Origin of the sequence: Candidatus Halobonum tyrrellensis G22 (assembly GCF_000495475.1) — an archaeon.
Taxonomy (GTDB): domain Archaea; phylum Halobacteriota; class Halobacteria; order Halobacteriales; family Haloferacaceae; genus Halobonum; species Halobonum tyrrellense.
The window spans coordinates 105,532-131,950 of the sequence record NZ_ASGZ01000028.1 but is presented as its reverse complement, the minus strand read 5'-3'; the positions used below and the strand labels follow the sequence as shown (position 1 = coordinate 131,950).

25 protein-coding genes are annotated in these 26,419 nt (G+C 70.9%); 12 read left to right on the top strand and 13 right to left on the bottom strand.

What is annotated here, in order from left to right; all coding sequences use genetic code 11:
• The first annotated feature begins 3 nt into the window (after positions 1–3).
• Both K933_RS08680 and K933_RS08675 read left to right on the top strand, forming a co-directional pair.
• On the top strand, positions 4–1,392 hold the full coding sequence (locus K933_RS08680; RefSeq protein WP_049947716.1) for a hemolysin family protein: 1,389 nt from the start codon (positions 4–6) through the stop codon (positions 1,390–1,392).
• 134 nt (positions 1,393–1,526) lie between these two features.
• A complete protein-coding gene (locus tag K933_RS08675; protein ID WP_023394341.1) occupies positions 1,527–2,393 on the top strand; it encodes a universal stress protein in 867 nt (288 codons plus the stop codon).
• A gap of 19 nt (positions 2,394–2,412) precedes the next feature.
• Here K933_RS08675 and K933_RS08670 read toward each other — a convergent pair whose 3' ends face one another.
• The 3 genes from K933_RS08670 to K933_RS08660 all read right to left on the bottom strand — a co-directional run bounded on the left by K933_RS08670 (position 2,413) and on the right by K933_RS08660 (position 5,686).
• The gene (locus tag K933_RS08670; protein ID WP_023394340.1) at positions 2,413–2,856 is read right to left on the bottom strand and encodes an acyl-CoA thioesterase; all 444 of its coding nucleotides are present in this window, start codon (positions 2,854–2,856) and stop codon (positions 2,413–2,415) included.
• Between the two features lie 164 nt (positions 2,857–3,020).
• The gene (locus tag K933_RS08665; RefSeq protein WP_023394339.1) at positions 3,021–5,237 is read right to left on the bottom strand and encodes an amino acid permease; all 2,217 of its coding nucleotides are present in this window, start codon (positions 5,235–5,237) and stop codon (positions 3,021–3,023) included.
• Positions 5,234–5,686, bottom strand: coding sequence for an NAD-binding protein (locus K933_RS08660; protein ID WP_023394338.1), 453 nt, complete (start codon positions 5,684–5,686; stop codon positions 5,234–5,236). The genes K933_RS08665 and K933_RS08660 overlap by 4 nt, the downstream gene beginning before the upstream one ends.
• A 203-nt stretch (positions 5,687–5,889) precedes the next feature.
• On the opposite strand from K933_RS08660, the gene K933_RS08655 reads away from it, so the two are divergent.
• Complete coding sequence (locus tag K933_RS08655) at positions 5,890–6,378, top strand: Lrp/AsnC family transcriptional regulator (RefSeq protein WP_023394337.1); 489 nt, start codon at positions 5,890–5,892, stop codon at positions 6,376–6,378.
• Positions 6,379–6,447: 69 nt separating this feature from the next.
• On the opposite strand, the gene K933_RS08650 is transcribed toward K933_RS08655, so the two are convergent.
• On the bottom strand, positions 6,448–7,803 hold the full coding sequence (locus tag K933_RS08650; RefSeq protein WP_023394336.1) for a sodium/calcium exchanger protein: 1,356 nt from the start codon (positions 7,801–7,803) through the stop codon (positions 6,448–6,450).
• Between the two features lie 215 nt (positions 7,804–8,018).
• Positions 8,019–8,213 (bottom strand): HVO_2922 family protein, encoded by a 195-nt coding sequence (locus K933_RS08645; protein WP_049947730.1) that lies wholly within the window; start codon positions 8,211–8,213, stop codon positions 8,019–8,021.
• A 457-nt stretch (positions 8,214–8,670) separates the two neighbouring features.
• Between K933_RS08645 and ileS the strand changes: the two genes are divergently transcribed.
• Positions 8,671–11,919: an isoleucine--tRNA ligase gene (gene ileS / locus K933_RS08640; RefSeq protein ID WP_023394334.1), complete on the top strand. Its 3,249-nt coding sequence runs from the start codon at positions 8,671–8,673 to the stop codon at positions 11,917–11,919.
• 66 nt (positions 11,920–11,985) lie between these two features.
• On the opposite strand, the gene K933_RS08635 is transcribed toward ileS, so the two are convergent.
• Positions 11,986–12,798: a class I SAM-dependent methyltransferase gene (locus K933_RS08635; RefSeq protein WP_023394333.1), complete on the bottom strand. Its 813-nt coding sequence runs from the start codon at positions 12,796–12,798 to the stop codon at positions 11,986–11,988.
• A gap of 241 nt (positions 12,799–13,039) precedes the next feature.
• Between K933_RS08635 and K933_RS08630 the strand changes: the two genes are divergently transcribed.
• The gene (locus K933_RS08630; RefSeq protein ID WP_049947729.1) at positions 13,040–13,525 is read left to right on the top strand and encodes a metal-dependent hydrolase; all 486 of its coding nucleotides are present in this window, start codon (positions 13,040–13,042) and stop codon (positions 13,523–13,525) included.
• A gap of 154 nt (positions 13,526–13,679) precedes the next feature.
• The gene (locus tag K933_RS08625; protein ID WP_023394331.1) at positions 13,680–14,300 is read left to right on the top strand and encodes a peroxidase-related enzyme; all 621 of its coding nucleotides are present in this window, start codon (positions 13,680–13,682) and stop codon (positions 14,298–14,300) included.
• A gap of 377 nt (positions 14,301–14,677) precedes the next feature.
• Here K933_RS08625 and K933_RS08620 read toward each other — a convergent pair whose 3' ends face one another.
• Positions 14,678–14,878, bottom strand: coding sequence for a heavy-metal-associated domain-containing protein (locus K933_RS08620; protein WP_023394330.1), 201 nt, complete (start codon positions 14,876–14,878; stop codon positions 14,678–14,680).
• 238 nt (positions 14,879–15,116) lie between these two features.
• Here K933_RS08620 and K933_RS08615 point away from each other — a divergent pair, with 238 nt between their 5' ends.
• Both K933_RS08615 and K933_RS08610 read left to right on the top strand, forming a co-directional pair.
• Positions 15,117–17,726, top strand: a complete 2,610-nt coding sequence (locus K933_RS08615; protein WP_023394329.1) for a heavy metal translocating P-type ATPase — start codon at positions 15,117–15,119, stop codon at positions 17,724–17,726.
• Positions 17,727–17,833: 107 nt separating this feature from the next.
• On the top strand, positions 17,834–18,547 hold the full coding sequence (locus K933_RS08610) for a ferredoxin--NADP reductase (protein ID WP_023394328.1): 714 nt from the start codon (positions 17,834–17,836) through the stop codon (positions 18,545–18,547).
• Here K933_RS08610 and K933_RS08605 read toward each other — a convergent pair whose 3' ends face one another.
• Both K933_RS08605 and K933_RS08600 read right to left on the bottom strand, forming a co-directional pair.
• Positions 18,548–18,733, bottom strand: coding sequence for a hypothetical protein (locus K933_RS08605; protein WP_023394327.1), 186 nt, complete (start codon positions 18,731–18,733; stop codon positions 18,548–18,550).
• Positions 18,733–18,954: a zinc ribbon domain-containing protein gene (locus K933_RS08600; protein ID WP_049947715.1), complete on the bottom strand. Its 222-nt coding sequence runs from the start codon at positions 18,952–18,954 to the stop codon at positions 18,733–18,735. Before K933_RS08600 ends, K933_RS08605 begins: the two co-directional genes overlap by 1 nt.
• A gap of 240 nt (positions 18,955–19,194) precedes the next feature.
• On the opposite strand from K933_RS08600, the gene K933_RS08595 reads away from it, so the two are divergent.
• The 3 genes from K933_RS08595 to K933_RS08590 all read left to right on the top strand — a co-directional run bounded on the left by K933_RS08595 (position 19,195) and on the right by K933_RS08590 (position 21,030).
• Positions 19,195–20,172, top strand: a complete 978-nt coding sequence (locus tag K933_RS08595) for an aldo/keto reductase (RefSeq protein ID WP_023394325.1) — start codon at positions 19,195–19,197, stop codon at positions 20,170–20,172.
• 143 nt (positions 20,173–20,315) lie between these two features.
• A complete protein-coding gene (locus K933_RS18340; protein ID WP_161631412.1) occupies positions 20,316–20,453 on the top strand; it encodes a hypothetical protein in 138 nt (45 codons plus the stop codon).
• Between the two features lie 346 nt (positions 20,454–20,799).
• Positions 20,800–21,030, top strand: coding sequence for a DUF7543 family protein (locus K933_RS08590; RefSeq protein ID WP_023394324.1), 231 nt, complete (start codon positions 20,800–20,802; stop codon positions 21,028–21,030).
• A 29-nt stretch (positions 21,031–21,059) separates the two neighbouring features.
• Here the strand turns inward: K933_RS08590 and K933_RS08585 are convergent, their stop codons facing one another.
• Complete coding sequence (locus K933_RS08585; RefSeq protein ID WP_023394323.1) at positions 21,060–21,953, bottom strand: ABC transporter permease; 894 nt, start codon at positions 21,951–21,953, stop codon at positions 21,060–21,062.
• Positions 21,950–23,008, bottom strand: a complete 1,059-nt coding sequence (locus tag K933_RS08580; protein WP_152529782.1) for an ABC transporter ATP-binding protein — start codon at positions 23,006–23,008, stop codon at positions 21,950–21,952. The genes K933_RS08585 and K933_RS08580 overlap by 4 nt, the downstream gene beginning before the upstream one ends.
• A gap of 155 nt (positions 23,009–23,163) precedes the next feature.
• Between K933_RS08580 and K933_RS08575 the strand changes: the two genes are divergently transcribed.
• The gene (locus tag K933_RS08575) at positions 23,164–23,934 is read left to right on the top strand and encodes a DUF4396 domain-containing protein (RefSeq protein ID WP_023394321.1); all 771 of its coding nucleotides are present in this window, start codon (positions 23,164–23,166) and stop codon (positions 23,932–23,934) included.
• 73 nt (positions 23,935–24,007) lie between these two features.
• On the opposite strand, the gene K933_RS08570 is transcribed toward K933_RS08575, so the two are convergent.
• Positions 24,008–24,814: a CBS domain-containing protein gene (locus K933_RS08570; protein WP_023394320.1), complete on the bottom strand. Its 807-nt coding sequence runs from the start codon at positions 24,812–24,814 to the stop codon at positions 24,008–24,010.
• An 86-nt stretch (positions 24,815–24,900) separates the two neighbouring features.
• Positions 24,901–26,364: a DHH family phosphoesterase gene (locus K933_RS08565; protein ID WP_023394319.1), complete on the bottom strand. Its 1,464-nt coding sequence runs from the start codon at positions 26,362–26,364 to the stop codon at positions 24,901–24,903.
• Positions 26,365–26,419 lie beyond the last annotated feature (55 nt).

The window sequence follows — 26,419 nt, the reverse complement described above, 5'->3', positions numbered from 1 at the left end:
CCGATGGGATCATCCGCACTCACAGCAGTGCTGGGGACCGCTGTCGCCCAGTACACCGTGCCGGTCCTCGGAACCGAACTGGGACGGACACAGGTCACCCTGGTCGGCGTCGTCATGATCCTGTTGTTGATCATGGGGTCGGGGTTCTTCTCGTCGTCGGAGATCGCGCTGTTCTCGCTGCCCGCCCACCAGGTGGACGCGATGGTCGAGAAGGGCGAACGCGGCGCGCGCCTGGTCAAGTCGCTCAAGGAGGACCCCCACCGCCTGCTCGTGACGATCCTCGTCGGGAACAACATGGTCAACATCACGATGTCCTCCATCTCGACCACCGTCGTCGGCTTCTACTTCGACGCTGGCACGGCGGTCCTCGTCTCGTCGCTCGGGATCACGTCGATGGTCCTGCTGTTCGGCGAGAGCGCGCCCAAGTCGTACGCCGTCGAGAACACCGACTCGTGGGCGCGGACCGTCGCGCCCGGGCTGAAGTTCGTCGGGACCGTGCTGTGGCCGCTCATCACCCTGTTCTACTACCTGACGAGCGCCGTCAACCGGCTCACCGGCGGCAGTTCGTCGATCGAGTCGTCGTACGTCACCCGCGACGAGATCCGGAACATGATCAAGACGGGCGAGCGCGAGGGGATCCTCCACGAGGACGAACGGCAGATACTCCAGCGCACCCTGCGGTTCACCGACGCCACCGCCAAGGAGGTGATGACCCCCCGCCTCGACATCACGGGCATCGCCGCGGACGCGACCGTCGAGGAGGCGATCGAGGAGTGCATCCGGGCGGGCCACGCCCGCCTGCCGGCGTACGAGGGGTCGCTCGACAACGTGACCGGCGTGTTCGACATCCGCGACCTGCGGGAGTCCGACTCCGACGCCTTCGCCGACCTCACGGTGGCGGAGGTCGCCGCCCCGACGCTGCACGTCCCCGAGTCGAAGAACGTCGACGAACTCCTCTCGGAGATGCGCGAAAACCGGATGCACATGGTCGTCGTCATCGACGAGTTCGGCACCACCGAGGGGCTGATCACGATGGAGGACGTGACCGAGGAGATCGTCGGCGAGATACTGGTGGCCGACGAGGACCACCCGATCGAGTTCGTCGACGACGACACGGCCGTGGTGGACGGCTCGGTCAACGTCCACGAGGTGAACGAGGCGCTCGACATCGTCCTGCCCGAGGGGGAGGAGTTCGAGACCATCGCGGGGTTCACCTTCAACCGGGCGGGCCGCCTCGTCGAACAGGGCGAGGAGTTCGACTACGAGAACGTGACGCTGCGGGCCGAACAGGTGGAGAACACCCGCATCCAGAAGGTCCGGCTGACCGTCGACCGCGACGCCGCCGACCCGGTCGGCGGACGGCCGCCGGCGGGCGGAGGCGAGACCGACTGAGCGGCGCTCCCCGGTGGGCGCCGAACGGGGGAGTGGGCCCCGCGGGAGCCTCGGGCGGGGTCGGTGTGCCCCCGCAGCGCCTTCCGGCGGGTGAAGACCCATACGCGTCGCCACCGTACCGCCCCCACCGAGCCATGTACGACACCATCCTCCTCCCGTTCGACGGCAGCGAGGGCGCGGCCGAACTGCTCCACCACGCCGGCGAGATCGCCCACTGGGCCGACGCGACCGTTCGGGTGCTCTACGTCGCCGATACGGCCCGCGACAGCGTCACCGTCGTCGACGGCTCGACCGTCGACGGACTCGTCCAACGGGGAGAAGAGGTCGTCGACGAGGCCGCTGAGACGCTGGAGACGCTCGGGGTCCCACACGAGACCGACGTCGTCCAGGGCGACCCGGCGCCGACGGTCGTCGAGTACGCCGAGCGGTACGACCACGACCTGATCGCGATGCCGACCCGCGGCCGCGAGGGGGTCTCGCGGTACGTCAACGGGAGCGTCACCGAGAAGGTCGTCCGGCTCTCGTCGGTCCCGGTTCTGACGGCCCGCATGCGCCCCGACGAGACGTTCGCGTTCCCGTACGAGGACGTCCTCGTCCCGACGGACGGGAGCGCCGCCGCGGCGTACGCCGCCGAGCACCTCGTCGAGTTCGCGGCGGCGCTCGACGCGACCGTACACGTCCTGTCGGTCGTCGACGACACCGCCCTCGGACTCGCCTCCCGGTCGGCGAGCGCGGGCGAGGAGAACGAGACGGCGGCGGCCGACGCCGTCGAGAGCGTCGTCTCGACGGCCGACGCACACGGGGTCGACACCGTCCGCCACGTCGAACACGGGTCACCCATCGAAGTGATCGCCGACAGCATCGAGTCGAACGACGTGGACGCCGTCGGGATGGGGACGACCGGGAGGCGCGGCACGGACCGTATCCTGCTCGGTAGCGTCGCCGAGGAGACCGTACGCTCCGCGCCCGTCCCCGTCGTGACCGTCGCGGAGCCGGAGTGAGCCGTCCCGCGTCCGCGGGTCAGCCCCTCGGTTCGTCGGCGAGCGCGGCGGCTCGGAGCTCCTCCCCCCGCTCCGTGTCGACGGCGAGGTCCGGGACGGGCGTCGGGGCGCCGTCGGCGTCGACGGCGACGAAGACGAAGTAGGCGTCCGTCGTCCGTTCGCGGTCGCCGGTGGTGGGGTCCTCGTGGAACGCCCGTATCCGGACGCGGATGCTCGTCCTGCCGGTGGCGTACGCGTACGCGCCGATCACGCAGGTGTCGCCCCCCGGAACCGGACGCTTGAAGTCGAGGTCGCCGACGTGTGCGGTCACGCACGTCTCGCCCGCGTGACGCATCGCGGACATCGCGCCGACCTCGTCCATCCAGTGCATGATCTTCCCCCCGTGAGCGCTGCCGTGGTTGTTGGTGTCGTTGGGCTGGATGCGTTCGCGGTTCTCGATGTGCGTCTCGGTGAGACTCGCCACGTTCGCGGTAGCGGCCCCCGACGGAAAACCGACCCGTGTGCGGCTCCGTCGACCCGTCCCCCCCGGGCGGGAGACGGCGAACCCGTACACCGGGAGCGGACGCCGACGGAGGCGGGAGCCGCGAGGGGGAACGACGAGGAGAACGTCCCCGAGCCGCGACCGGCTCAGAAGACGACCCGTTCGACGAGCCGTCGGGCCAGCCCCGGCCGCCGGGACTCGCGGGCGTAGACGGTGACCGTCGTACAGCCGGGGCTGGGGAACGCCGGCCGTTCGTCGAACAGCGCGTCCCGGAGCCGGAGACCGGCCCCGCGGCGCACCAGCAGGTCGGGGGTCGGCGGTCGGCCGCCGTCCGGCCGGACCGGTTCCTCGCGGACGGGAACGGAGAGGAGTTCCGACAGTCCCGACCGGTACTCCGTCGAGGCGCCGTCGCGACCCGTGCCGCCGTCCCGGCCGGGCCGCCACAGCGAGAGCCGTCCCCGGTTCGCGAGGGCGACGGCCTCCGCCACGGAGACCGCGAGCGGCGAGTACGGGGTGCCCCCGGTCGAGACGGCGACCTCTCCGGGCGTCTCGTACCCGAGGTTGTCGACGAGCAGGACGTCACACGGAGCGTGCCGGACCACCCAGTCGATGGGGTCGCCGAACAGCCGCGAGCGGAGCCGCAGCGGCTCGTGTTCCGCGACGACCGTCTCGACGCCCCGGTCGGCGGCGAGGTTGACGACCGCGTGTTTCGTGTCGTGGCTCACGACCTCGTCGGCCTCGATATCGACGTCGAGTTCGGCCGCGAGCGCGTCCATCCGCGTCTCGAAGGAGACGTCCGACGACGACTGGACGGTCGTGTCCCCGGTGAGCGGCATCTGGTCGGGTACCTCCTCGAACCGAACGACGACCACCCGACCGTCGTGCGGGCGGGCCACGTCCGCGGCGAGAGCGACCAGCGAGCGCTCCCGGTCGGCGTCGAGTTCCTTCGTGAGCGCGACGAGCACCTCGTGGCGACCGCTCGCCTCGTCGTTCCCGTCCGACCCGCTCGTCCGTTCGGTGGCGGTCGGGGCGGCGTCGATGGCCGTGAGCGCCTGTCTGCTGGCGCGCTGCCGGATGACCCCCGCGGCCACGCCCTCGCGGTCGACCCGCGGGCGGACGTACGCGAGATACCAGAGCACGCTCCCCGCGACGATGACGGCCGCCCCGACGAGCGCGACGGTCCCCATCTGCGTGAGCAGCAGGACGCCGGTCACGACGCCGAACAGCTGCATCCACGGGTACAGCGGCGACCTGAACTCGGGGTCGTACTCCGCGGTCCCCTCGCGGAACGCGAGGACGGCCGCGTTGATCAGCGCGAACACCATGATCTGGAAGGCGCTCGCGAGTTTGGCGATCTCCAAGATCGGGACGAACGCGATCAGTGCGAGCAGCACCGCGCCCGTGAGCGTGATCGACGCGACGGGCGTCCCGAACCGCTCGCTGACCGACGACAGCGACGGCGGCACCAGCCCGTCGCGGCTCATCGCGAACGGGTAGCGCGACGACGAGAGGATGCCGGCGTTGGCCGTCGAGATCAGCGCGAGGATGGCCGCGAGGATGACCGCGACGACGCCCGCCTCCCCGAGCGTCACCTCGGCGGCGACCGCGACGGGCGTGAGTGACCCGGCGACGCTCCCGGGGTCGGTGATGCCGACGAGCACCGCGACGATGGCGACGTACAGGACGGTCGTGAACACGAGCGACCCGAGGATGCCGAGGGGGATGTTCCGGCCCGGCGACTCGACCTCCTCGGCGACGCTCGCGACCTTCGTCACCCCGGCGTACGAGACGAACACCAGCCCCGTCGCCGCCAGCAGGCCGCCGACGCCCGCGTCGAAGAAGCCGGCGTAGTTGGCCGCCTCGACGCTCGGTGCGCTACCCGCGGCGAACCAGCCGAGCGCCGCGAGCATCACGACGACGATGCCGAGCTGGAGCCGCCCGGTCTGTTTGGCGCCGAACACGTTCACGAGGATGAGCAGCCCGGCGAGTCCGAGCGCGACCGGTTTCAACGGCAGGTCGAACAGCAACAGCAGGTACGGGACGCCGCCGACGAGCGCGAGCGCGCCCTTGAACGACAGCGAGAACCACGTGCCGACGCCGGCGACGGTGCCGAGCAGCGGTCCCATCCCCCGCTCGATGAAGATGTAGGTTCCGCCGGCTTCGGGCATCGCGGTCGCCATCTCGGACTTCGAGAGCGCCGCCGGGACGACGAGCAGGCCCGCGAGGAGGTACGCGACGATGACGGCCGGGCCGGCTATCTCGAGCGCCAGCGCCGGCAGGATGAAGATGCCGCTGCCGATCATCGCGCCGACGCTGATGGCGAGGACGGACGGGAGTCCGAGGTCGCGCTCCAGTTCCTTCATGCCTCGCCCACCACGTCCACCAGCCCGTCCGAGAGCGCGGTCGTCGCGCAGACGGTCTCGTAGTCGGCCGCCGCGAACGCGTCGAGCCGTCCCCGGTCGTTGACGAGGACGACGATCCGCGCGGCGTCGAGGTGGGCGCGGACGAGCTGTGCGATCAGCAGGTTCCGTCGGTCGGAGGCCGTGGCGACGACGACCGTCGCCCCCTCCGGTACGTCCGCCTCGACCAGCGTCCGGGGGTCGGCCGGGTCCCCGCGGACGCCGGTCGTCTCCGAGGGGTCGTGCAGTTCGTCGACGACGCTGACGGCGTGTCCGGCCGCCCGAAGTCGGCGAGCCGCGGTCGCGCCGACGCCGCCGCCGCCGAGGACGTGACAGTCGGCGGTGGCGTCCGCGGGCGGCGGGTCGGGTCGGGTCGAGTCGGCGTTCGGGTTCGAATTCGGATTCGGGTTCATGGGACTGTGGGATGGCACGGCGAGTTGGTCCGGCGACCGAACTTAGATAACGGAACCGCATAAACTAGCCGGTTCGAGTAACAGTTCGTCAAATAAAGTCCTTGATATACCGGTTCCGTCGTCATAGGGCGGCGGGCGGCGGTCGCGGGCCGGCGCGGCGGGGAGGCGAAGAGCAATAGTGGTCCTCCCCCACCTTCGAGGGGATGAAAGACGGCGACCTGGACTCGACCGATCGGCGCATCCTGTACCACCTCCAACAGGACGCCCGTCACACGTCGTCGAGCGACATCGCGGAGCGACTCGACCTCTCGTCGAGCACCGTCCGGATGCGTCTCGGCGAACTCGAACGGAACGGTATCGTCCGCGGCTACCACGTCGACATCGACTACGACCGGGCGGGCTACCCGCTGTACACCAAGATCATCTGTACGGCCCCCGTCTCCGAGCGGGGGGAACTCGCCAAGCGCGCCCGCGACGTCGAGGGCGTCACGGCCGTCCGGGAGGTCATGACCGGCCAGCGCAACGTGTACGTCAACGCCATCGGAACCGACCACGACGACCTGACGCGGATCGGCGAGGACCTCGACGAACTCGGACTGGAGATCATGGACGAGCAGATAATCCGCGACGAGTACGTCTGTCCGTACCACGGCTTCCTCGACGGGGAGGAAGCGGAGTCGGCCGAGGAGTAGCCGAACCGCGTCGGGGCGTGCCCGACCCGGCCACCGTCGCCGGAGCGCACCGCGGGGCGGCACCGCCGCTCAGTCGACGCGTTCCGCCGATCCGGAGCCGCTCCCGAGGGCCGCCCGAGCGGTCGAGGCTGTCCGCCTGCCGAGTCGGCGGAGACTCTCCCGGCGGGTGGCGAACAGCCCGACGCCGAGGAGGACGTACACCGCCGTGTACGCGTAGAGGATGGTCATGCTGACCTCCGTCGCGGCCGGTTCGGCGTACGTCCGGATCACGTAGAACTCGGCGAGGACCTGTGTGAGAAACAGGACGAGGAGTCCGACCGCCTCGCGGACGCTGATCTCGAAGTTCGTCAGGATCGCGACCGCGAAGAGGCTCTGGGCGGCGGTGATCCAGATCTCCGCGGCCTGTTTCGAGTCGAACGGGAGGGTACCGACGGCGCCGGCCGAAATCGAGTAGACGACGGCGAGCGTCCCGACGAGTAGCGTCCACTGGTTGAGCTTCGAGGAGATGAGCGCGTTGAACCCCGCCGTCGACCGCGCCTTGTTCACGAGGTAGGCGACGACGATGAGTTCGGGGCTCTCCGAGGCGAGCGGCGCGAGCCACTGGATCATGAAGAACTGAGGGATGCCGTACTGGAGTCCGAGCCGTTCGAGCCCCTCGGCGAACGGGTGGACGGCAGTGAAGATGACCGCACCCGAGAACGCGAACCCGGCCAAGACGACGGCGATCCGCGGCACCTTCGACCACTGCTGGAAGTACGCGGGGACGCCGACGTGTTCTTCGGACGCCGCCACGTCGCCGCGGATGATGACGAGGAGGTAGAGCACGTACAGCCCCACGAGGACGAACGTGTCGAGCGGTCCGACGCCGCCGCCGAGGGGGACGAAGAACGCGTACGCCGTCGCCGCGAGCAGGAACGCGATCTCCGTGGAGATCTTGCGGTCGAGTCCGACCACGTCCGCGAGAAATCCCGAGCGGTGTTCGACCGCCGCGTCGTCGGTGCGCTTCGCACGGTAGATCGTGAACAGGGCGATCCCCGACCAGCCCAACCCGATGAGGATCCGGTTCGCGCCGGTCATGTTCGCGACCGCGAGGTTGGCCGCCTCCATCGACCCGGTGCCGGCCTCCCACGCGTACAGCGCGTCGACGGCGTACTCGGGCGCCACCGCCAGCACCGCCAGCACCGCGATCGCGAACGCCTGCGGGACGTCCTTCTCGGCGGTCTCGGCCGCCCACGCCAGCAGGAACGCCGCGCCCAAGATGGCGAGTCCCGCGACGACGACGGCCGTGACGGGCGTGACGTTCTCCCCGGGGTGTACCGTTCCGTACCCGCCGTACGAGAGGAACGTCCCGATCCACGGGACGGTCAACACCAGGGCGACGAGAACGGCGACGAGCGGGTGGCGGAAGCGATCAACCGCTGACATCTGAGCTCCTCATTCAGCCACGTACACGATTCTCCGGCGTATAACACACAAGATATTCGCGAGACGTACAGTTCTCGGGGGGACAGCCGCTGCGTGTCCGGGATCGCCGCTCGACCGGGTCACCCGCCGATCCGCGCTTCCCCGGCCCGAGACCGCCGAATTCGCCGGCGGGGGCGCGAACGCGGTGCGCCGCCTGCGAAACGACACCCCGGGGGTCACCCGTCGTCGACGACCCGGACGTCGGCCCCGTCGGCGTTCGCCTTGACGCTCGCTATCCCCCGCTTGGCCCCCTGTTTCGACCGGTACCCCTCGCCGCTGTCCGCGATGATGTTCCCGTTGGCGGCGACGAGTCGCCACCGCCACTCCTCGGCTCTGTCCCGGTACAACTCGAACGTGGCCTTGCTGGACATCTCCACTCGCATCTCCCCCGCCGCACACAATACCGTTCCGGGGCGGGCGCCCGCCGTCGGGAGCGCGGTCGGAGCGGCCGCTCGACCCGGCGAGGGAGTATCGGTATCGCGGTAACCGATTCACGTTCCCCGAGAGCGTCCTCGCCGGAGTCGCGTCCGCCGTCGCGCTCCTCGTGATAGTGGTCGCCCCGTCATACCTGCTCGCCGACCCGGTCCTCGTGGTGTTCGACCGACTGTCGGTCTCCGGGACCGACACCGAGTAGCCCGGCCGCCGGCCGCTCGTCTGCTCGACGCTCGACTCGGTCCCGCCGGTCGCTCGTCCCGGGGACGCACTCTCGGTGGGCGGCGCGGCCTCGGGCCGCGCCGCCGTCGTGCCGTCCGCCTCGTTCGCGTCGCTCACCCGGCAGACGCTCTGCGAGACCACCGACTTGATGTACGCGCGGGGATTTCCCCCGATATGGACGACCAGGAGGTCTCGGACCAGTACGCCCCGGAGGCGGTCGAATCCGCCGTCTCCGAGCGGTGGGACGAGACGGACGCCTACGAGGCGGCGAAGGCGGCACACGCCGACGACCCCTCCTTCTTCTTCGTCGACGGGCCGCCGTACACCACGGGCCAGATGCACCTCGGGACGGCGTGGAACAAGACCCTCAAGGACACCGTCATCCGCCGGACGCGGATGGAGGGCCACGACGTGACCGACCGGCCGGGCTACGACATGCACGGCCTCCCCATCGAGACGAAAGTCGAGCAGGAACTCGGCTTCGAGACGAAGCGTGACATCGAGGAGTTCGGCATGGAGGCGTTCATCGAGGAGTGTCGCGAGTTCGCCGAGCGCAACCGACAGAAGATGGACGAGGACTTCCAGTCCATCGGCGCGTGGATGGACTGGGACGACCCCTACCGCACCGTCTCGCCGGAGTACATGGAGGCGGCGTGGTGGGCGCTCGCGCGCGTCCACGACCGCGGGCTGGTCGAACAGGGCAAGCGCGCCATCTCGCAGTGTCCGCGGTGTGAGACCGCCATCGCGGACAACGAGGTGGAGTACCACGAGATAGAGTCGCCCAGCATCTACGTCAAGTTCCCGCTGCGCGAACGCGAGGGGAACCTCGTCGTCTGGACGACGACGCCGTGGACCGTCCCCGCGAACACGTTCGTCGCCGTCTCGCCCGACCTCACCTACCAGCAGGTCCGCGCCGAACGCGACGGCGAGACGGAGACGCTGTACCTCGCCGAGCAGTGCGTCGAGGGGGCGCTGAAGGAGGGTCGGTACGACGACTACGAGGTGGTCGACGAGTTCTCGGGCGAGGAGTTGGTCGGCTGGGAGTACGAGTTCCCCCTCGCCGAGGAGGTGCCCGACTACCCCGACTTCGAGGGCGCCGGCCAGGTGTACACCGCCGACTACGTCGAGGCCGACCGCACCGGGCTTGTCCACTCCGCGCCCGGCCACGGCCAGGAGGACTTCGAACGCGGGCGGGAACTCGGGCTGGACGTGTTCTCGCCGGTCGGGGGCGACGGCGTCTACACCGACCAAGCGGGCAAGTACGCGGGCACGTTCGTCCGCGACGCCAACGACGACATCATCGCGGACCTCGACGCGAAGGGGCTGCTGCTCGCGTCGGGCACCCACCGCCACCGCTACGGCCAGTGCTGGCGGTGTGACACGGACATCGTCTTCCTCGCGACCGACCAGTGGTTCATCCGGATCACCGACATCAAAGACGAACTCCTCACCAACATCGGGACCAGCGAGTGGCACCCGGAGGGCGCCCGGGACGGCCGCTTCCGCAACTTCGTCGAGGAGGCGCCCGACTGGAACATCTCCCGACAGCGCTACTGGGGGATCCCCCTCCCCATCTGGGTCCCCGAGGGGCAGGAGAACTACGACGCCGCAGACCTGCTCGTCGTCGCGACCAGGGAGGAACTCGCCGAGCGGGTGGACCAGGATATCGACCCCGACAGCATCGACCTCCACCGGCCGTCGGTCGACGACCTCACCATCACCGAAGACGGGACGAGGTACGAGCGCGTGCCCGACGTGTTCGACGTCTGGTTCGACTCGTCGGTGGCGAGTCTGGGCACCATCGGCTACCCCGGCGACGAGGCGGCGTTCGAGGAACTGTGGCCCGCCGACCTGATCATCGAGGCGCACGACCAGACCCGCGGGTGGTTCTGGTCGCAGCTCGGGATGGGGACGGCCGCGCTCGGCGAGGCGCCGTACGACGAGGTGTTGATGCACGGGTTCACCACGCTCGGCGACGGCACCAAGATGAGCAAGTCGCGGGGCAACATCGTCACCCCTCAGGAGGCCATCGAGGAGGTGGGCCGCGACCCGCTCCGGTGTTACCTGCTGAGCCACGAACAGCAGGGACAGGACCTCGCGTTCGAGTGGGCGGGACTCCACGAGACCCAGTCGACGCTCAACATCCTCTGGAACGTGTTCCGGTTCCCGCTGCCGTACATGAACCTCGACGGCTACGACCCCGCCGAGGCGGACCTCGGGGACGGCGAGCTCACGGTGGTCGACGAGTGGGTGCTCTCGCGGCTCCAGAGCGTGAAAGCCGAGATGGACGAGGCGTGGGACGACTACCGCGTCGACGACGCGCTCAACGCGCTGCTCGACTTCGTGACCGCGGACGTGTCGCGCTTCTACGTGAAGGCGATCCGCGAGCGCATGTGGGAGGAGGAGGACTCGCCGAGCAAGCGCGCCGCGTACGCCACGATGTCGACCCTGCTCGACGAGGTGACCCGCCTGCTCGCGCCGTACGCGCCGTACCTCACCGAGCGGATGTACCAGCACCTCGACGGCGCGGCGACGACGGTCCACCAGCTGTCGGTCCCCGAGGTGGACGAGACGCTCCGCGACGAGGAACTGGAGCGCGACATGGCGGTGCTCAGGGGCGTCGAGGAGGCGGCCGCGAACGCGCGCCAGCGCGCCGGCCGGAAGCTCCGGTGGCCCGTCACCCGGGTCGTCGTCGAGAGCGACGACGCCGCGACCCGCGAGTCCGTCGAACACCTCCGCGGCCTGCTCGCCGACCGGGTGAACGCCCGCGAGATCGAGGTGGTCGAGTCGTACGGCGAACTCGTCGAGGTCGCGGAACCCGAGATGTCGAAGCTCGGCCCGGCGTTCGGCGGCGACGCCCAGCGGGTGATGGAGGCGGTCGAGGGAGCCGTCCGCGCGGAGTTGGAGACCGGCGAGGGCCTGTCGGTCGCCGTCGACGGCGAGACGTACGAACTCGACGACGGCATGGTGACGTTCCACTCGCAGGCGCCCGAGGGCGTCGTGAGCGCCGAGTTCGACGGCGCCGCGGTCGACGACGGCGCGCGCCAGCCCGGCGACGGCGGCGGGGCGGTGTACGTCGACACGGAACTCACCGACGACATCGAGTCGGAGGGGTACGCCCGCGACGTGGTGCGGCGGGTCCAGGAGATGCGGAAGGACCTCGACCTGGAGGTGGACGAGACCATCCGCGTGTCGGTCGACGTCGAAGACGACCGGGTCGCCGGCTTCGTCGAGGAGCACCGCGCGTACGTCGCCGAGGAGGTCCGCGCGAGCCACCTCGACACCGACGAGTTCGACCCGGACGCGCCGCAGTTCGACCTCGTCGAGGAGTGGGACGTCGAGGGCGTGAGCGTCACCATCGGCGTGGCACGCACCCCCGCCGGCGAGAGCGAGGAGGGCGAGACCGAGGCGGCCGACGACTGAACCCGGCCGACGTCCGCGTCCGGCCCTCCCCCGGGCCGTCCGCGTCGCTCGCACCGCCCGCGCCGCTCACGCGGGTTCGACGACGAGGTAGACGTACCGCGATCCGGCGCGGCTCACGGCGCCGCTGGCGGTCACGTCGAACCCGCCGTCGGCCAGCAGCGACGCCCAGCGGTCGAGCGGGTCGTCGCCGCCCGTTCCGACGGACGGCCCGCCCCCCTCGACCGGTTCGAGCACGCCGACCCGCCCGTCGTCGCACACGACGCGCCGCGCCTCCGCGACCGCGCGCTCGGCGCCGTCGGTCAGGTCCGAGAGCGCGCCACACATCGTCACCACGTCCTGAGAGTCGGCACGGACCGGGAGGCAGTCGGCGGTTCCGCGGACGGCCGCGGCGTCGAGTCCCGCGGCCGCGGCGTTCCGTTCGGCGAGGCGCGCGGCGTCCCCCCGCAGGGTGGTCCCGAACGCGTCGACGGCGGTGACGCGGACGCCCGCGAGCGCCGCCGCCCGGTCCGTCTCGGGGTCGGGCGGGGTGTCGTCGGGCGGTGCGGCCCCCGCCGTCGCCACCCCGACCAGCGAGCGTCCGGTGTCCGTCCCGACGTCGAGCCAGCGGTCCGCCCCCTCCGGGTCGAGCGCGTGCCGGAGCGGCGCGTACCGCCACGCCTCGGGCTGCCAGGGCGCGGGCACCAGCAGCCGCGCGAGCGCCGGGCGGGCGTACCAGAGACCGACGAAGACCGCGACCAGTCCGACCAGGAAGGCGGGCCGGGTGGCGACGAGCGTCCCCGCCGCCAGCCCGGCGAGCGCGACGCCGACCCCGACGGCGACCCGTCGGCCGTGCCGTCGCGCGTCGGAGACGCCGAAGTAGTAGCTGAACGGGTACGCCACGGTGTGGTCACCCCCACCCGGCCGGCGGCCTTCGGCCTGTCGGTCGGCGGCGGGATGGCGCGACGGCGCGGACCGTACGGTGCGTGGACCCGGCGGCGTGACCCCCGGGCGAGCGCTGGCGGGCGACTGGACGCGCGCCGCGGCGGAGGCGACCCGCCGCGGTGCGCCCGCCGGTGGGTCGGTTATCGGCGCCGAGACGCGGCCCGCATCGGTTATGTGCGGCGGCGGGGAACCGGCGGGCGTGTACCGGACGGGACACCTGGGGGTGTCGCTGCTCGCGTTCGCGCCGGTCGGCTACTGGCTGGTGTCGGCGGGGTTCGTGGCGCTCGCGTTCGTGACCGCCGCGACGATGTGCTACCTCGCGATGCTGCCCGACGTCGACCACCGGCTGCCGGGGATTCCACACCGCGGGCCGACCCACTCGCTGGCGTTCGCGGCGCTCGTCGGCGGCGCGTTCGCGCTGGTCGCCGGCGGACTCTCGCGCGTGCTGTCGGTCGCGACCCCCGCGGGGCTGTCGATGGCGGCGTTCGGCTTCCTCGTCGGGTTCGGCTCCGTGTTCGCCCACCTGCTCGGCGACGTCGTCACGCCGATGGGCGTGCGCTTCCTCTGGCCGAGTTCGCGGTCGTGGAGCCTGCGGCTCACCACCGCCGACAGCCGGGTCTGGAACGGCGGGCTGTTCGCGCTCGGGGTGTTCGCCGTCGCCGCGTCGACGTACCTCGCGCTGTGAGCCGGGCGGGGAGCGGGGGATCGACCCGTCGTCGCCCTGGATCGCTCGCGCTCCTGTCGGCGGGGCGGCTCCCGCGCGACTCGACGGAGGGGTAGCCGACGGCCGCGACGCGGCGGAGCGTAGCGTTAAGTTCCGATCCGACCAACCGCGGCGCGTGAGCGACGAACACGACGACCCCGACGGCGCGGCGGACGGCCCGACCCCGGAACTCGACGCCGACGCACAGCGGCGGTTTCCGGTGCCCGACTACGACGACCTGCCCGCGGACCTGCGCGAGCGTATCGCCGACGAGACCGAGCGCGCGGGCTTTACGCCCAACGTGTTCGCCGCGCTCGCGTACAAGCCGAGCCACTTCCGGGCGTTCGTCGCCTACCACGACGCGCTCGTCGAGGAGACGGACCTCGACCGCGAGGAGGTGGAGATGATCGTGGTCGCGGTGTCGGGGCGGAACCACTGTCTCTACTGTAACGTCGCCCACGGCGCGCTCGCGCGCGTCTACGCGAAGGACCCGCAGTTGGCCGACCAGCTGATATCGAACTACCGCTCGGCGGACGTGAGCGACGAGCGGTTGGCGATGCTAGAGGTGGCGGTGACGTTGACCGAGGAGCCGGACGCGGTGACGACCGCCGACCTCGACCTGCTGTACGAGGCGGGGTACAGCGAGTCGGAGGTGTGGGACATCGGCTCGGTCGCGGCGTTCTTCAACCTGAGCAACCGGCTGGCGACGTTCGCCGACTGGCGGCCCAACGACGAGTTCTACGCAATGGGACGGTAGCGTCGGGTTCGTCGGCAAAAGAACGGGAGAACCCGGGTCGCGGATCGGTTTGTGTGGACGGTTCGACCACGGCGCTCGGTCACACCTCCGGGCGGCTCGGCCCGCAGACCTCGCGGTCGTTTCGAGGCGCTCGGTCGCATCCTCCGGGCGATTCGACCACGGCGATCGGTCGCATGCTCCGGGCGGCTCGGCCCTTCGGACCTCGCCGCCGTGTGCCGAGGCGCTCCCTGCGGTCGCGTTCTCTGGGTGATTCGACCAGGGCGCTCGCTCGTATGCTCCGGGTGGTTCGACCGAGGTGCTCGGTCACACTCTCTGGGCGGCTCGGCCCGCAGACCTCGCCGCCGTGTGCCGAGGCGCTCCCTGCGGTCGCGCCTCGCTTACGCCGAGTCGGCCTCGTAGCCCGCGTCCTCGACGGCCGCGATGAGGTCGAGCGTGTCGGCGTCGCCCTCGACGGTCGCCGTCTCGCTTTCGCGGTCCGCGCTGGCGTCGCGCACGCCGTCGACGCCTTCGAGCGCGTCGGTCACGGTCGCCTCGCAGTCGGCACAACTCATCCCGTGGACGGAGAGCGTCTGACTCACACGGAGAGGTAGACGGCTGCGACTCATGCCCGTTACGGTTACGCGACCGGTCGCGCTCGGAGCCGCCGAGCGGTCCCAGCTCCTCCAACCGAGCGGTCGACCGGATCCGATCCCCGGCATACGGTTTCGATACGATAGTGGGATCCGATCTCGATCCGCGAGATCGAAACTCTCGCAGCGTTCGACCCCCGGACTCACAGCGGAAAGGCCAATGAGTGAGGAGCCCCTACATCCGACAATGAGCGACCCGCGCCGGACGACGGTCGAGATACGCGGGATGAGCTGTGCGAACTGTTCACAGACGATCGAGGAGCGAGTCGGTTCGCTCGACGGTGTCCGGGAGGTGGACGTCAACTACGCCACCGACGAGGGGACCGTCGCGTACGACCCCGAGACGGTCGGTCTGGGCGGGATATACGACGCCATCGAGGACGCCGGCTACGACCCGGTGACGGAGTCGACGACGGTCACCGTCACGGACATGACGTGTGCGAACTGCTCGGGGACCGTCGAGGAGGCGGTCGGCGGCGTGCCGGGCGTCGTCGCGGTGGACGCCAACTTCGCCACCGACGAGGCGCTCGTCCGCTACGCACCCGGGACCGACCGCGGGGCGGTGTACGACGCCATCGAGGACGCCGGCTACACGCCGGTCCGGGAGTCGGGGGACGCCGAGGCGGACGAGGAAGCCCGCGAGTCGGCGCGGGACGCCGAACTCCGCCACCAGCGCCGCCTGCTCGCGGTCGGCGTGCTGCTGTCCGTCCCGCTGTCGCTGTTGATGATGGGCGAGTTGGTCGGCCTGCCGGTGCCCGACACTCCCCTCGGCGTCGGCCGCGAGTGGTGGGCGCTCGCGCTCGCGACGCCCGTGCAGGTCCTCTTGGGCCGCGAGTTCTACGAGAACAGCTACACGGCGCTCGTCCGCAACCGCACCGCCAACATGGACGTACTGATCGCGTTGGGGTCGACCACCGCGTACGTCTACTCGCTGGCGGTGATGGCGGGGCTGGTCGTCGGCGGACTCTACTTCGAGTCGGCCGCGCTCATCCTGACGTTCATCACGCTCGGCAACTACCTCGAAGCCCGCTCGAAGGCGCAAGCGGGGGACGCGATCCGAAGCCTGCTCGAACTCGAAGCCGACGAGGCCCACCTCGTCACGCCCGCCGACGGCCGCGAGGGGTACGGAGACGAACGCGACGTGGAACTCGAAGCGGTCGAGGAGGGCGACACCATGAAGGTGTACCCCGGCGAGACGGTGCCGACCGACGGCGTCGTGGTCGGCGGGGAGTCGGCGGTCGACGAGTCGAACGTCACGGGCGAGTCGGTACCGGTCGACAAACGCGAGGGCGACGAGGTGGTCGGCTCGACGGTGAACCAGGACGGCGTCCTCTACGTCGAGGCGACGAAGGTGGGCGAGGAGACGGCGATCCAGCGGATCGTCCAGACGGTGAAGGAGGCGCAGAGCAGCCAGCCGGAGATCCAGCGGGTCGCCGACCGCGTGTCGGCGTACTTCGTGCCCGCGGTCATCGCCAACGCCCTGCTGTGGGGGACGGTGTGGTACGCGTTCCCCGAGGCGCTCGCCGGCTTCGTCTCGGGGCTGCCGCTGTGGGGACTGGTCGGCGGCGGCCCGGCGAGCGTCGGCGCCTTCGAGTTCGGCGTCGTCGTGTTCGCCTCCGCGGTCCTGATCGCGTGTCCCTGCGCGCTGGGGCTGGCGACGCCCGCGGCGACGATGGTCGGCACCACCATCGGCGCGCGCAACGGGATCCTGTTCCGGCGGGGCGACGTGCTCGAAACCGTCGAGAGCGTCGACGCCGTCGTCTTCGACAAGACCGGGACGCTCACCGAAGGCGAGATGACGCTCACCGACGCGCGGGTCGTCACGCCCGCGACCGACGGCGCGGTCCCGGCCGACGCGGACGGACCCGACGCGGCGGGCGCCACCGACGAGAGCGGCGGGGAGCGCGTGACCGACGAGCGCCTGCTCGCAGTCGCCGCGAGCGCCGAGGCGGGCAGCGACCACCCCATCGCGCAGGCGGTGGTCGCCGGCGCGCGCGAGCGGGGTGTCGAGGTGACGGAACCCGACGTGCTCCAGAGCGTGACCGGGAAGGGCGTCCGCGCGCGGACCGTCCACGGCACGGTCGTGGTCGGCAAGCCCGACCTCCTGGAGGAGGAGGGGGTCGACCCCGAACCCGCCCGCGAGACGATGGAGGCGTGGGAGTCGGAGGGGAAGACCGCGATGCTGGTGGCGCGCGACGGCGAACTCCTCGGCGTCCTCGGGGTCGCCGACGAGGTGAAACCCAGTTCGAAGGAGGCGGTCGCGGCGCTCCGCGACCGCGGGGTGTCGGTGTGGATGCTGACCGGCGACAACGAGCGGACCGCCCGCGCCGTCGCCCGCGAGGTTGGTATCGACGAGTCGAACGTCCGCGCGGGCGTACTCCCCGACGAGAAGTCGGCGGTCGTCGAGGAGTTGGAGAGCGAGGGGAGCGTGATGATGGTCGGCGACGGCGTCAACGACGCGCCGGCGCTGGCGGCCGCGACGGTCGGCGTCGCCATCGGCAGCGGCACGGACGTCGCCATCGAGGCGGCGGACGTGACGCTGATGCGCGACGACCCGACCGACGTGGTGCGGGCGATGAACGTCTCCGCGGGGACGCTCGCGAAGGTGCGCCAGAACCTGTTTTGGGCGCTCGGCTACAACACCGCGATGATCCCGCTGGCGTCGCTCGGACTGCTCCGGCCGTCGTTCGCGGCCGCGGCGATGGCGGTGTCGTCGGTGTCGGTGCTGACGAACAGCCTGCTGTTCCGCCGTTACTCGCCCGACGAGGCGTACCGCCTGCTCGGACGGTTCCGGTAGGGCCGGCGGGGCGGACACCGACGGCGTCGGCGCCGCTGTCGGCGCCGGGTCCACCGCCGACCGCCGGAGGCCACCACCCCTAACCGCCCGCCCGCCCTGTCCGTTCTATGGTCACGACGACAGTCGTCTCCGTCCACCAGATGACGCCCGACGTCAAGCAGTTCCGCCTCCGCCGGTCGGAGGGGACGTTCGAGTACGACCCCGGTCAACACACCACCGTCCAGTTCGAGGACGACGGCGAGGAGGTGGTGCGGCCGTACACGCCGACCAGCCTCCCGGGCACCGACGAGGTGACGCTCGCCATCAAGCGATACGACGACGGCACCGCGTCGGTGTGGATGCACGACCGCGAGCGGGGCGACGAAGTGGAGTTGGGCGAACTGGAGGGGAACCTCCACCTCCGCGACCCCGAGCGGGACGCCGCGTTCGTCGCCACGGGGACGGGCATCACGCCGATGATGGCGATGCTGAAGGAGTACGTCGACCGCGGCGAGGGCGACGCCCACTTCTACTTCGGCGAGAAGGACCAGCGACACCTCGTCTACCGCGAGACGCTCGACCAGTTCGAGGCGAGCTACGAGAACGTCCACGTCACGTTCTCGCTGTCGGACGAGGCGTGGGACGGGCCGACCGGCCACGTCCAACACCACGTCGTCGACGCCGTCGGCGACGAACTCGACCCCGAGGGGACGGACGTCTACGTCTGTGGCGTCCCCGACATGGTGGTCGAGACGCAGGAGGATATCGTGGAGGCGGGCGTCCCCGAGGAGAACGTCTACGCGGAGGGGTGGGAGGACGACGAGGTGTCCGAGGACTCTTGACTACCGGGTCCGGTCACGGCCCGAACCGGTGTCGGTGTCCCTCCGCGCCGCCCGTTCGGCCGACCGGCGGTCGGTGACGTTGTCGGCGTCGCGCTCCCGTTCCCGTTCGACGAGGTACCACAGCGCGAACGGCGCCGCGAGCGCGAACAGGACGAGGACGACGAACAGGAGGCTCCCGGCGGGCATCAGCCGAAGAACACGTCGACCAGGTCGCTCCCGGTCGACCCCGTGTCGCGGTACAGTTCGGAGTAGCCGCAGTTGGTACAGGAGACGACCCTGAAGCTGTTCGTCTGGATGTCGAACATCTTGGAGAGCCCGCCGCCGGTGGTCGACATCTTCCCCACCTCGGCGTCGGTGTGACCGCACTTCGGGCAGCCGTCGTCGTGGTTGGAGGGCGCGTTCGCCATGAACGACGATTTTCCGAGCGACGGCATAAGTTTTGGGCGGAGGGAACGCCGGGGGCGCGGAGGGGGGACGCGGCGGCGGCCGCGACCGGACGTACGCGATGTGGCACACCACGACGGACGCCGGGCCGGGAGCCGTCCGGAGGCTCACGCGGATTCCAAGGCGTCCCCGAAGCCGCCGCGAACCGGCGAGTCGGGACGTGCGAACGCGGCTTTTTGGTCCGGCGCGTCGACGCCTCGCGCATGGAGTACACCACCCTCGGCGGCACCGGGATGGAGGTATCGAAGGTGTGTCTCGGCTGTATGAGCTTCGGCGACCCCGACTGGCGCGACTGGGTGCTCGAACCCGAGGCGGGCGAGGAACTGGTCGAACGCGCCGTCGAACTGGGTGTCAACTTCTTCGACACCGCGAACATGTACTCGAACGGCGAGTCCGAACGGGTGCTCGGCGACGTCCTCTCGGAGTACGACCGCGACGAGCAGGTGGTCGCGACGAAGGGGTACTTCCCGATGCGCGAGGGCGACCCGAACTCGGGCGGCCTCTCGCGGAAGAGTATCGAGCAGGAACTCGACAACTCCTTAGAGCGGCTGGGGATGGACACCGTCGACCTGTATCAGATCCACCGCTGGGACGACGACACGCCCGTCGAGACGACGATGCGAGCGCTCGACGACGCCGTCCGCCGCGGGAAGGCGCGCTACCTCGGCGCGAGTTCGATGTGGACCCGCCAGTTCGCCGAGGCGCTCCACACCAGCGACCGTCTGGGGCTAGAGCGGTTCGCCACCATGCAGAACCACTACAACCTCGTCTACCGCGAGGAGGAACGCGAGATGCTCCCGTTCTGCGAGGAGGAGAACGTCGGCGTCGTCCCGTGGAGTCCGCTCGCGCGGGGCTACCTCGCCCGCCCGCACGAGGAACTCGAAGACACCGCACGCGGGCAGTCCGAGTCCGCCGAGGGTCGACACCCGTACCTGGAGTACGGCGGGCGCGAGGTGAACGAGCGCGTCGAGGAACTCGCCGCCGAGGAGGGGGTGAAGATGGCGCAGATCGGTCTCGCGTGGCTGTTCTCGAAGGACGCCGTCGACGCGCCCATCGTCGGGACGACCAGCGTCGAACACCTCGAAGACGCGGTGGAGGCGCTCGACATCTCGCTGTCCGACAGCGACGTGGAGTACCTGGAGGAGCCGTACGAGCCGAACCCCGTCTCGGGGCACGACTGACCGAGCGCGAAACCACCGGGACGCGGCGGAGCGCGACACCGGCGGCACCCGTCGGCGGTCGTCGGGACGTTCGACCGCGTACCCGCACCGTACCGTCCGGTATCTCGTTCATTACTACCGGCCGGCGTCCCGTCGGCACGCACATGGGATTCATCTGGGTGGGCCAACGCCAGTGTGCGGCGTGCGGTGCGGGCACGCCCGCGAGCGACCGCGTCGGCGACGGCGTCGGATTCGCGGTCTGTCCCGACTGCCGAGGGTACGAGGCGCGCGTCAGGCAGTGAGAGCGAGGCCGAACGAGCGGAGCGAGTGAGGCCTCGGAGCACGGCGGCGAGGTCTGCGGGCCGAGCCGCCCACCGAAAGAGCGAATTCGAGAGCGAAGCGAGTGAGGCCTCGGAAGGACGGCGGTCACGAACCGCGGCGCGAGCCGTGCACCCACCGAGAGAACAAACCCGAGCCAACGGGCTACCGGTCCGGCCGCCAGCGCAGTCCTCGCGGAGGCGGGGCGGGACCGCCGCTCCGGCGCGGTCGGCCAGGGGAGCGCGGTGGGCCGGCCGACCGTCGGCTCGGTCCCCGGTCGCGGTCGGCGGAAACCGGCCGATTCACGGCGGTCGGGCACCGACGGGCGGTATGGGCTGGGAGCGCGCCGAGACGGACGCCGCGGGCGACGAGTGGGAGCGCGAGGACGGTCACGCGACGATACGGCTGCGCGAGCGGACCGACGGCGGGTTCGTCGTCCGCCTCGACAGGCTGACGCAGGCGCCGGAAGGATCGGCCTACCGGCGCGAGACCGCACCCGACCGCGAGGCCGCCGAAGCGCTCGCGGCCGAGTGGCGCGATGCGTTCGACGTCGCCGAGTAGGGACCCGGGTCGGGCCGGCGGTCGCGGACTCAGTAGTCGCCGAGGCTGCCCGCGCGGCGCGCCCGCCGGACGAACAGCCGGAAGACCAGAAAGCCGGCGACGAAGTAGCCCGTTCCCACCCCGACCAGGAGCGCGACGTCGGCGAGCGGGAACCGCCACAGCGGGACGCCCTCGCGCATCGCGCGGCCGAGCATGGCGTTCCCCTGGACGAGCGGCAGGTAGCGGAGCCGGGGGTACGACTCGACCGGCGCGGCCACGAGTCCGATCAGGCCGAACTGGAGCAGGTTGAACACGTTGCCCACGCGCTTGTAGACGATGGCGGCGCCGCCGAAGACGAAGCCGACGCCCATCACCGAAAGCACCGCGAACAGCGCGAGCGGGGCGACCGTGAGCAGGTCCACCGCGAGCGACTCCCCCGTCACGACCAGCATGAGCGGGAGGATCAGGATTCCCCACAGGAAGCTGTAGAGGACGTTCACGACGGCCTGAAACACCATCACGCGGCCGAACCCCAGCGGCGACATGTACAACTGTTCGAGCGTTCCCCACTGCGCCTCGCGGGTGACGCTCCCCGCGAGGCTCTGGTAGGCCGCGATCGCCATCGTGACGACGAAGTAGCCGACGATCAGCCCGCCGAGCGAGTCGTCGAACGCCGCGCCGCCGACCGACCGGCCGCCGAGGAAGATGAGCACGAAGAAGCCGAACGCGCCCGCGACGGCGCCGAGCGTGTCCACCGGGTAGCGCGCGAGCAGGACCGCTCGCTTGCGGAGCAGGGCGGCGAACAGCCGCACGCTGGCGCGGGCCTCCCCGGCGACCGTCTCCTCTCGGTCGTATCGACTCTCTCCCTCCCCGACCGCGGCGGGGGTCGCACTCGCCTCCGCCGTCCCGGTCGCGTCGCCGCCGTCGGTTCCGTCCGCGCTCACGGGTCGTCACCCCGCGTCAGGCGGACGAACGCCTCCTCCAAGTCGGGTTCGGCGGTGTCGACCGAGCGGATCGCACAGCCCGCGTCGACGAGCGTCCGGGTCAGGTCGGCGACCCGGTTGCCCGACGCGAGCGTCACCTCGAAGCGGGTCCGCCCCCCGTCGGTCGTCCACTCGGTCAGGTCGTACTCGGCGGCCAGGCGGTCGCGGAGTCCGTCGGGTGCCCCGTCGACGACGACGCGGTACGTCTGGGTGCGGAACACGTCGAGCAGCGTCTCGACCGAGTCGTCGGCGACGACACGCCCCGCCGAGAGGATCACCACCCGGTCGCAGAGGTCCTCGATGACGTCCATGTCGTGACTCGACAGGACGACCGTCAGCCCCTCCTCGCGGGCGAGCGTCCGGAGCTCCGAGCGGAGGTCGCGGGAGCTCTCCACGTCGAGTCCGAGCGTCGGCTCGTCGAGGAACGCCACGTCGACGTCCCGCGAGAGGGTACACGCCAGCGCCACCTTCTGTTTCATCCCGCGCGAGAGGTTGCGGACGGGCGTGTCGGCCCACTCCGCGAGACCGAACCGGTCGAGCAGCGCGTCGTGTCGCTCGCGGAGCGCGGCCGGCGAACGGCCCGCCAGCCCCGCGAAGAACGCCAGGTTCTCGCGGACCGTCAGCCGCCAGTAGACGTTGCGCGCCCCCTCCAGCATCGCGCCGACGCGGCGGTGCGCCCGCCGGGTGTCGGCGTGCGCGTCGACGCCCGCGAGTTCGACCGACCCCGACGAGGGGAGCACCAGCCCCAGAACGGACTTGATGCAGGTGGTCTTGCCCGCGCCGTTCGGCCCGAGCAGGCCGACCACCTCGCCGCGGTCGACCGTAAACGAGACGCCGTCGAGCGCGCGCACGTCGTCGCCGTACGTCTTCGCCAGGTCGCGGACGACGACCGCCGGGTCCGCGTCGGCCGCCGCGTCGCTCCGAACCGCGCCGGTCCCGGCCGCCGCGCCCGCGGAACCGACACCGTCGGCGTCCGATCCGCGCTCCCCCGCCGCCGCTCGCGTCGGGTCGCTCACGACCGTCACGAGCGGGGCGACCCCAATAACCTCCCCGACGCCCGCGAGACCGAACCGGTCGCGGGTCGCGGCGGGTTTCGATCCCGAAACCGAGCGAGCGGACCGGGGTTCGGGGCCACAACGGAGTAAAAGCCGGGAGCAGTACGGTTCGACGGATGACTGCTGTCGCTACCGACGTCTCGCTCGCCGCGTTACAGGCGGGGAACGGCGGGGTCGTACACGCGGTCGAAGCGGCGTTCACACCGGTCCGGTCGGTGCTCGAACCGGCGCTCGACAGTTGGTGGACGCTCGGACTGTGGCTCGGCCTCAACCTCGTCTCGCTCGGCGTCCTCCGGTGGGACGTCCGGTCGAAAAACGGGAACATCCCCTCGACGATGAAGCTGGTCTGGACGCTGTCGGTCGCCTACTCCGGGCCGCTCGGGTTGGCTATCTACTGGTACGCCGGGCGGACCCAGATGGACCACGACTCGCTGTGGAAGCGGGGGTTCCGCTCGACCTCCCACTGCTACTCGGGCTGTGGGCTGGGCGAGGTAGTCGGCATCACCGCCGCCACCATCATCCTCGGCTTCTCGACGCTGTGGGTCACGGTGACCACGTTCGCGCTCGCGTACGTCGCGGGGTTCGCGCTGACCGTCGCCCCACTGATGCAGGAGGGGACCGGGTTCGGGGAGGCGATGAACGATGCCCTGTGGAGCGAGACGCCGAGCATCACGGTCATGGAGGTAGTCGCCGTCGGCACCGACCTCCTGCTGGCGGGCAGGGCGGGGTGGACCACGCCGCTGTTCTGGACCGCCCTGCTGTTCTCGCTCACGCTGGGGTTCGTCGCCGCCTACCCCGTCAACGCCGCGCTGATCCACGTCGGCGTCAAGGAGGGGATGGGCAACCCCGCCGAGATGGACGGGAGTCCGACGGCGAGCGGCGGCTGAGGCGGCCCCGGAGCGTCGGCGGTCCCTCGACCGCCCGTCGCTCGTCGACCGCCCGTCGCTCGCGAGCCGTCCGTCACTCGTCGTGCTGGAACCGCTTGGTCGTCTCCACCAGCGGGTGGCGGGCGTAGTCGACCACCTCGATGTCGGCGATGGTCTCGAGCCCCTCCTTGCTCGCGGTGCGTTCCATCCCGAGGTCGACCCGGTCGTCGATCACGATGACGTACGCGTCCATCTCGTCGACGTCGAGGCGGTCGGCCGCCTTCACGCGGTGGTGGCCGTCCGCGAGCACGAGTCGCCCGCCGTTGTCGATCACCACGAGCGGCTCCGAGAGCCCGCGGTCGAGTTCGTACCGCCGCCCCTCCAGTTCGTCGGCGTACACCCGCGCCTGCGTCGGCATCAGGTCGACGAGCGCGACGGTCCGCCGCTCCTGGCTCACGTCGATCCCGTGGATCTCTTCGAGCGTGCGCATCAGCTTCCCCACCTTCTCGGGCGTCGCGCGCTCGATCTGGCTGCGGATCACGTCGGTGTTCGAGATGATCCCCACGAGGTTGCTCGCGTCGTCGACGACCGGGAGCTTCTGGATCCCCGACCGGAGGATGACGCGAGCGGCCTCGTTGACGTTCATGTCGGGGTGGGCGACGATGATGTCCTCACTCATCACGGTGAACAGCGGCGCGTCGGCGTCCTCCAACAGCAGGTCGCGCGCGCTCACGAAGCCGACGACCGTCCGGCCGTCGGTGACGGGGAAGCCGTTGTGGTCGCTCTCGGCGATGCGCTCGGCCACCCCGCCGACGGTGTCGTCCGGGGAGACGGTCGTCACGTCGCGGGTCATGTACTCCTTGACCGCCGCCTTCCCGAACGCGTCGCGCGCGTCGCTCATGGCCCGCGGGTTCGCTCCCCGACGGGAAAGCCGTTGTGTGCGCGCTCGCACGCCCGTTCGTCCGTTCGACGGCCCGCCGCGGTCGGTCACTCCTCCGCTCGCTCGGGGGGGAACGCGGCGGGCGACGAGTCGAACGCGGGCGGGCGCGGGGCGGTCTCGAGCGTCTCGAAGAAGCGGCCGGCGATGATGTCCCGGACCACGTCCGTCAGCGTCTCCTTCGACGCCTCGTCCACCTCCGAGAGGATGCCCAGCGGCACCTGCGCGCCCGCCATGTCGGCGTGCCCGCCGGCCGACCCGATCTGGTCGAGGGCGTCGCGCAGCGTCTCCCCGAGGTCGATGTCCGCCCCGCGGGTCCGCCCGGAGACGTAGACGGTGGCGTCGCGGTAGCCGTACACCAGGGTGGTGGTTACCCCCTCCATGTTGAGCAACTGCTCGGCCGCCTGCGCGAGCGCGTCCCGGTCGCGTATCTCGCCGACGCACGACGCCACGGTACTCCCCCGCTGTTCGCGCTCGCCGATCGCACGCGCGAGCGTGTCGAACACCTCCGGGCCGACGGTCGGCGACTCCACCCGGTCGAGCACGCTCGCGTCCGCCCGCGCGAGCAACAGCGCCGCGGCGTCGAAGTCGTCCTCGGACACCTCGCGAGTGAAATCGCGCGTGTCGATCCGGATGCCGTACAGCAGTGCGGTCGCCACCTGCCCGTCGAGTTCGACCCCGAACCCGTGGAGGTAGTCCGTCATGAGCGTCGACGTCGCGCCCACGTCCGACCGCAGGTCGACGAACCGCGCGTCGACCGGCGCCCGCGGGGGGTGGTGGTCGATCACCACCACCGGTTCGATATCGTCGGGCAGGCTGTCGTTGACGCTCGGCCGGGAGTGGTCGACCAGCGCGAACCCGCCGTACTCCTCGCGGGGGTCCTCGCCGGGTTCGAGGTTGCGCATCCGCAGGTCGAGCAGGTTGACCAGCGCGCGGTTCTCCTGGTGGGAGATGTCGCCGAAGTAGCACGCCTCGGCGTCGACGCCCGCGAAGTCGGCGATCCGGACGAGCGCGACCGCCGAGGCGATGGCGTCGGGGTCGGGGTTGTCGTGGGCGACGACCGCGAGCGTCCCCTCGACGCTCCGGAGCGCCCGCAGCAGTCGACCCATCCGCTCGGCGTGGTCGCCGACAGCCGCCCCGAGCACCCGGTCGGCCGCCACGCTCACCGGGTCGATCACCCGGTCGGCGAGCTCCTCCATCGCCCGAATGTCCGCCTCGTCGGCGTTCGTGCCGGCGTACGCCAAGACGAACGCGTCGGGGTAGCGCTCGCGCGCGCGGTCGGCGGCCGTCAGGTTCGTCGTCGCGTCGTCGCCGCCGACGACGACCATGTCGACGAACTCGGGGTAGTTCGAGGGGTCGGTCGGGTCGGCCTCGGTCGCGGTCACGGTGCTATCGCGGAGCGCCGTCACGCGGCCGCTGTCGTCGGTCACGACGAGCAGGTCGCCCGGCCGCCCGACCAGCGACTCGACGATGTCGTGGCCGATGGTCCCGCAACCGAGCACGAGCCGACGCATTACAGCGTTCGTGGGGGACCGCGCGGGAAGAACCTACCGTACTCCGGGCGGACGC

Coding starts and splice junctions, on each gene's coding strand:
- K933_RS08680 (WP_049947716.1), top strand. CDS start 4: ATGGGATCATCCGCACTCACAGCAGTGCTGGGGACCGCTGTCGCCCAG.
- K933_RS08675 (WP_023394341.1), top strand. CDS start 1,527: ATGTACGACACCATCCTCCTCCCGTTCGACGGCAGCGAGGGCGCGGCC.
- K933_RS08665 (WP_023394339.1), bottom strand. CDS start 5,237: ATGAAGGAACTGGAGCGCGACCTCGGACTCCCGTCCGTCCTCGCCATC.
- K933_RS08660 (WP_023394338.1), bottom strand. CDS start 5,686: ATGAACCCGAATCCGAATTCGAACCCGAACGCCGACTCGACCCGACCC.
- K933_RS08655 (WP_023394337.1), top strand. CDS start 5,890: ATGAAAGACGGCGACCTGGACTCGACCGATCGGCGCATCCTGTACCAC.
- K933_RS08650 (WP_023394336.1), bottom strand. CDS start 7,803: ATGTCAGCGGTTGATCGCTTCCGCCACCCGCTCGTCGCCGTTCTCGTC.
- K933_RS08645 (WP_049947730.1), bottom strand. CDS start 8,213: ATGTCCAGCAAGGCCACGTTCGAGTTGTACCGGGACAGAGCCGAGGAG.
- ileS (WP_023394334.1), top strand. CDS start 8,671: ATGGACGACCAGGAGGTCTCGGACCAGTACGCCCCGGAGGCGGTCGAA.
- K933_RS08615 (WP_023394329.1), top strand. CDS start 15,117: ATGAGCGACCCGCGCCGGACGACGGTCGAGATACGCGGGATGAGCTGT.
- K933_RS08610 (WP_023394328.1), top strand. CDS start 17,834: ATGGTCACGACGACAGTCGTCTCCGTCCACCAGATGACGCCCGACGTC.
- K933_RS08605 (WP_023394327.1), bottom strand. CDS start 18,733: ATGCCCGCCGGGAGCCTCCTGTTCGTCGTCCTCGTCCTGTTCGCGCTC.
- K933_RS08600 (WP_049947715.1), bottom strand. CDS start 18,954: ATGGCGAACGCGCCCTCCAACCACGACGACGGCTGCCCGAAGTGCGGT.
- K933_RS08595 (WP_023394325.1), top strand. CDS start 19,195: ATGGAGTACACCACCCTCGGCGGCACCGGGATGGAGGTATCGAAGGTG.
- K933_RS18340 (WP_161631412.1), top strand. CDS start 20,316: ATGGGATTCATCTGGGTGGGCCAACGCCAGTGTGCGGCGTGCGGTGCG.
- K933_RS08590 (WP_023394324.1), top strand. CDS start 20,800: ATGGGCTGGGAGCGCGCCGAGACGGACGCCGCGGGCGACGAGTGGGAG.
- K933_RS08575 (WP_023394321.1), top strand. CDS start 23,164: ATGACTGCTGTCGCTACCGACGTCTCGCTCGCCGCGTTACAGGCGGGG.
- K933_RS08570 (WP_023394320.1), bottom strand. CDS start 24,814: ATGAGCGACGCGCGCGACGCGTTCGGGAAGGCGGCGGTCAAGGAGTAC.
- K933_RS08565 (WP_023394319.1), bottom strand. CDS start 26,364: ATGCGTCGGCTCGTGCTCGGTTGCGGGACCATCGGCCACGACATCGTC.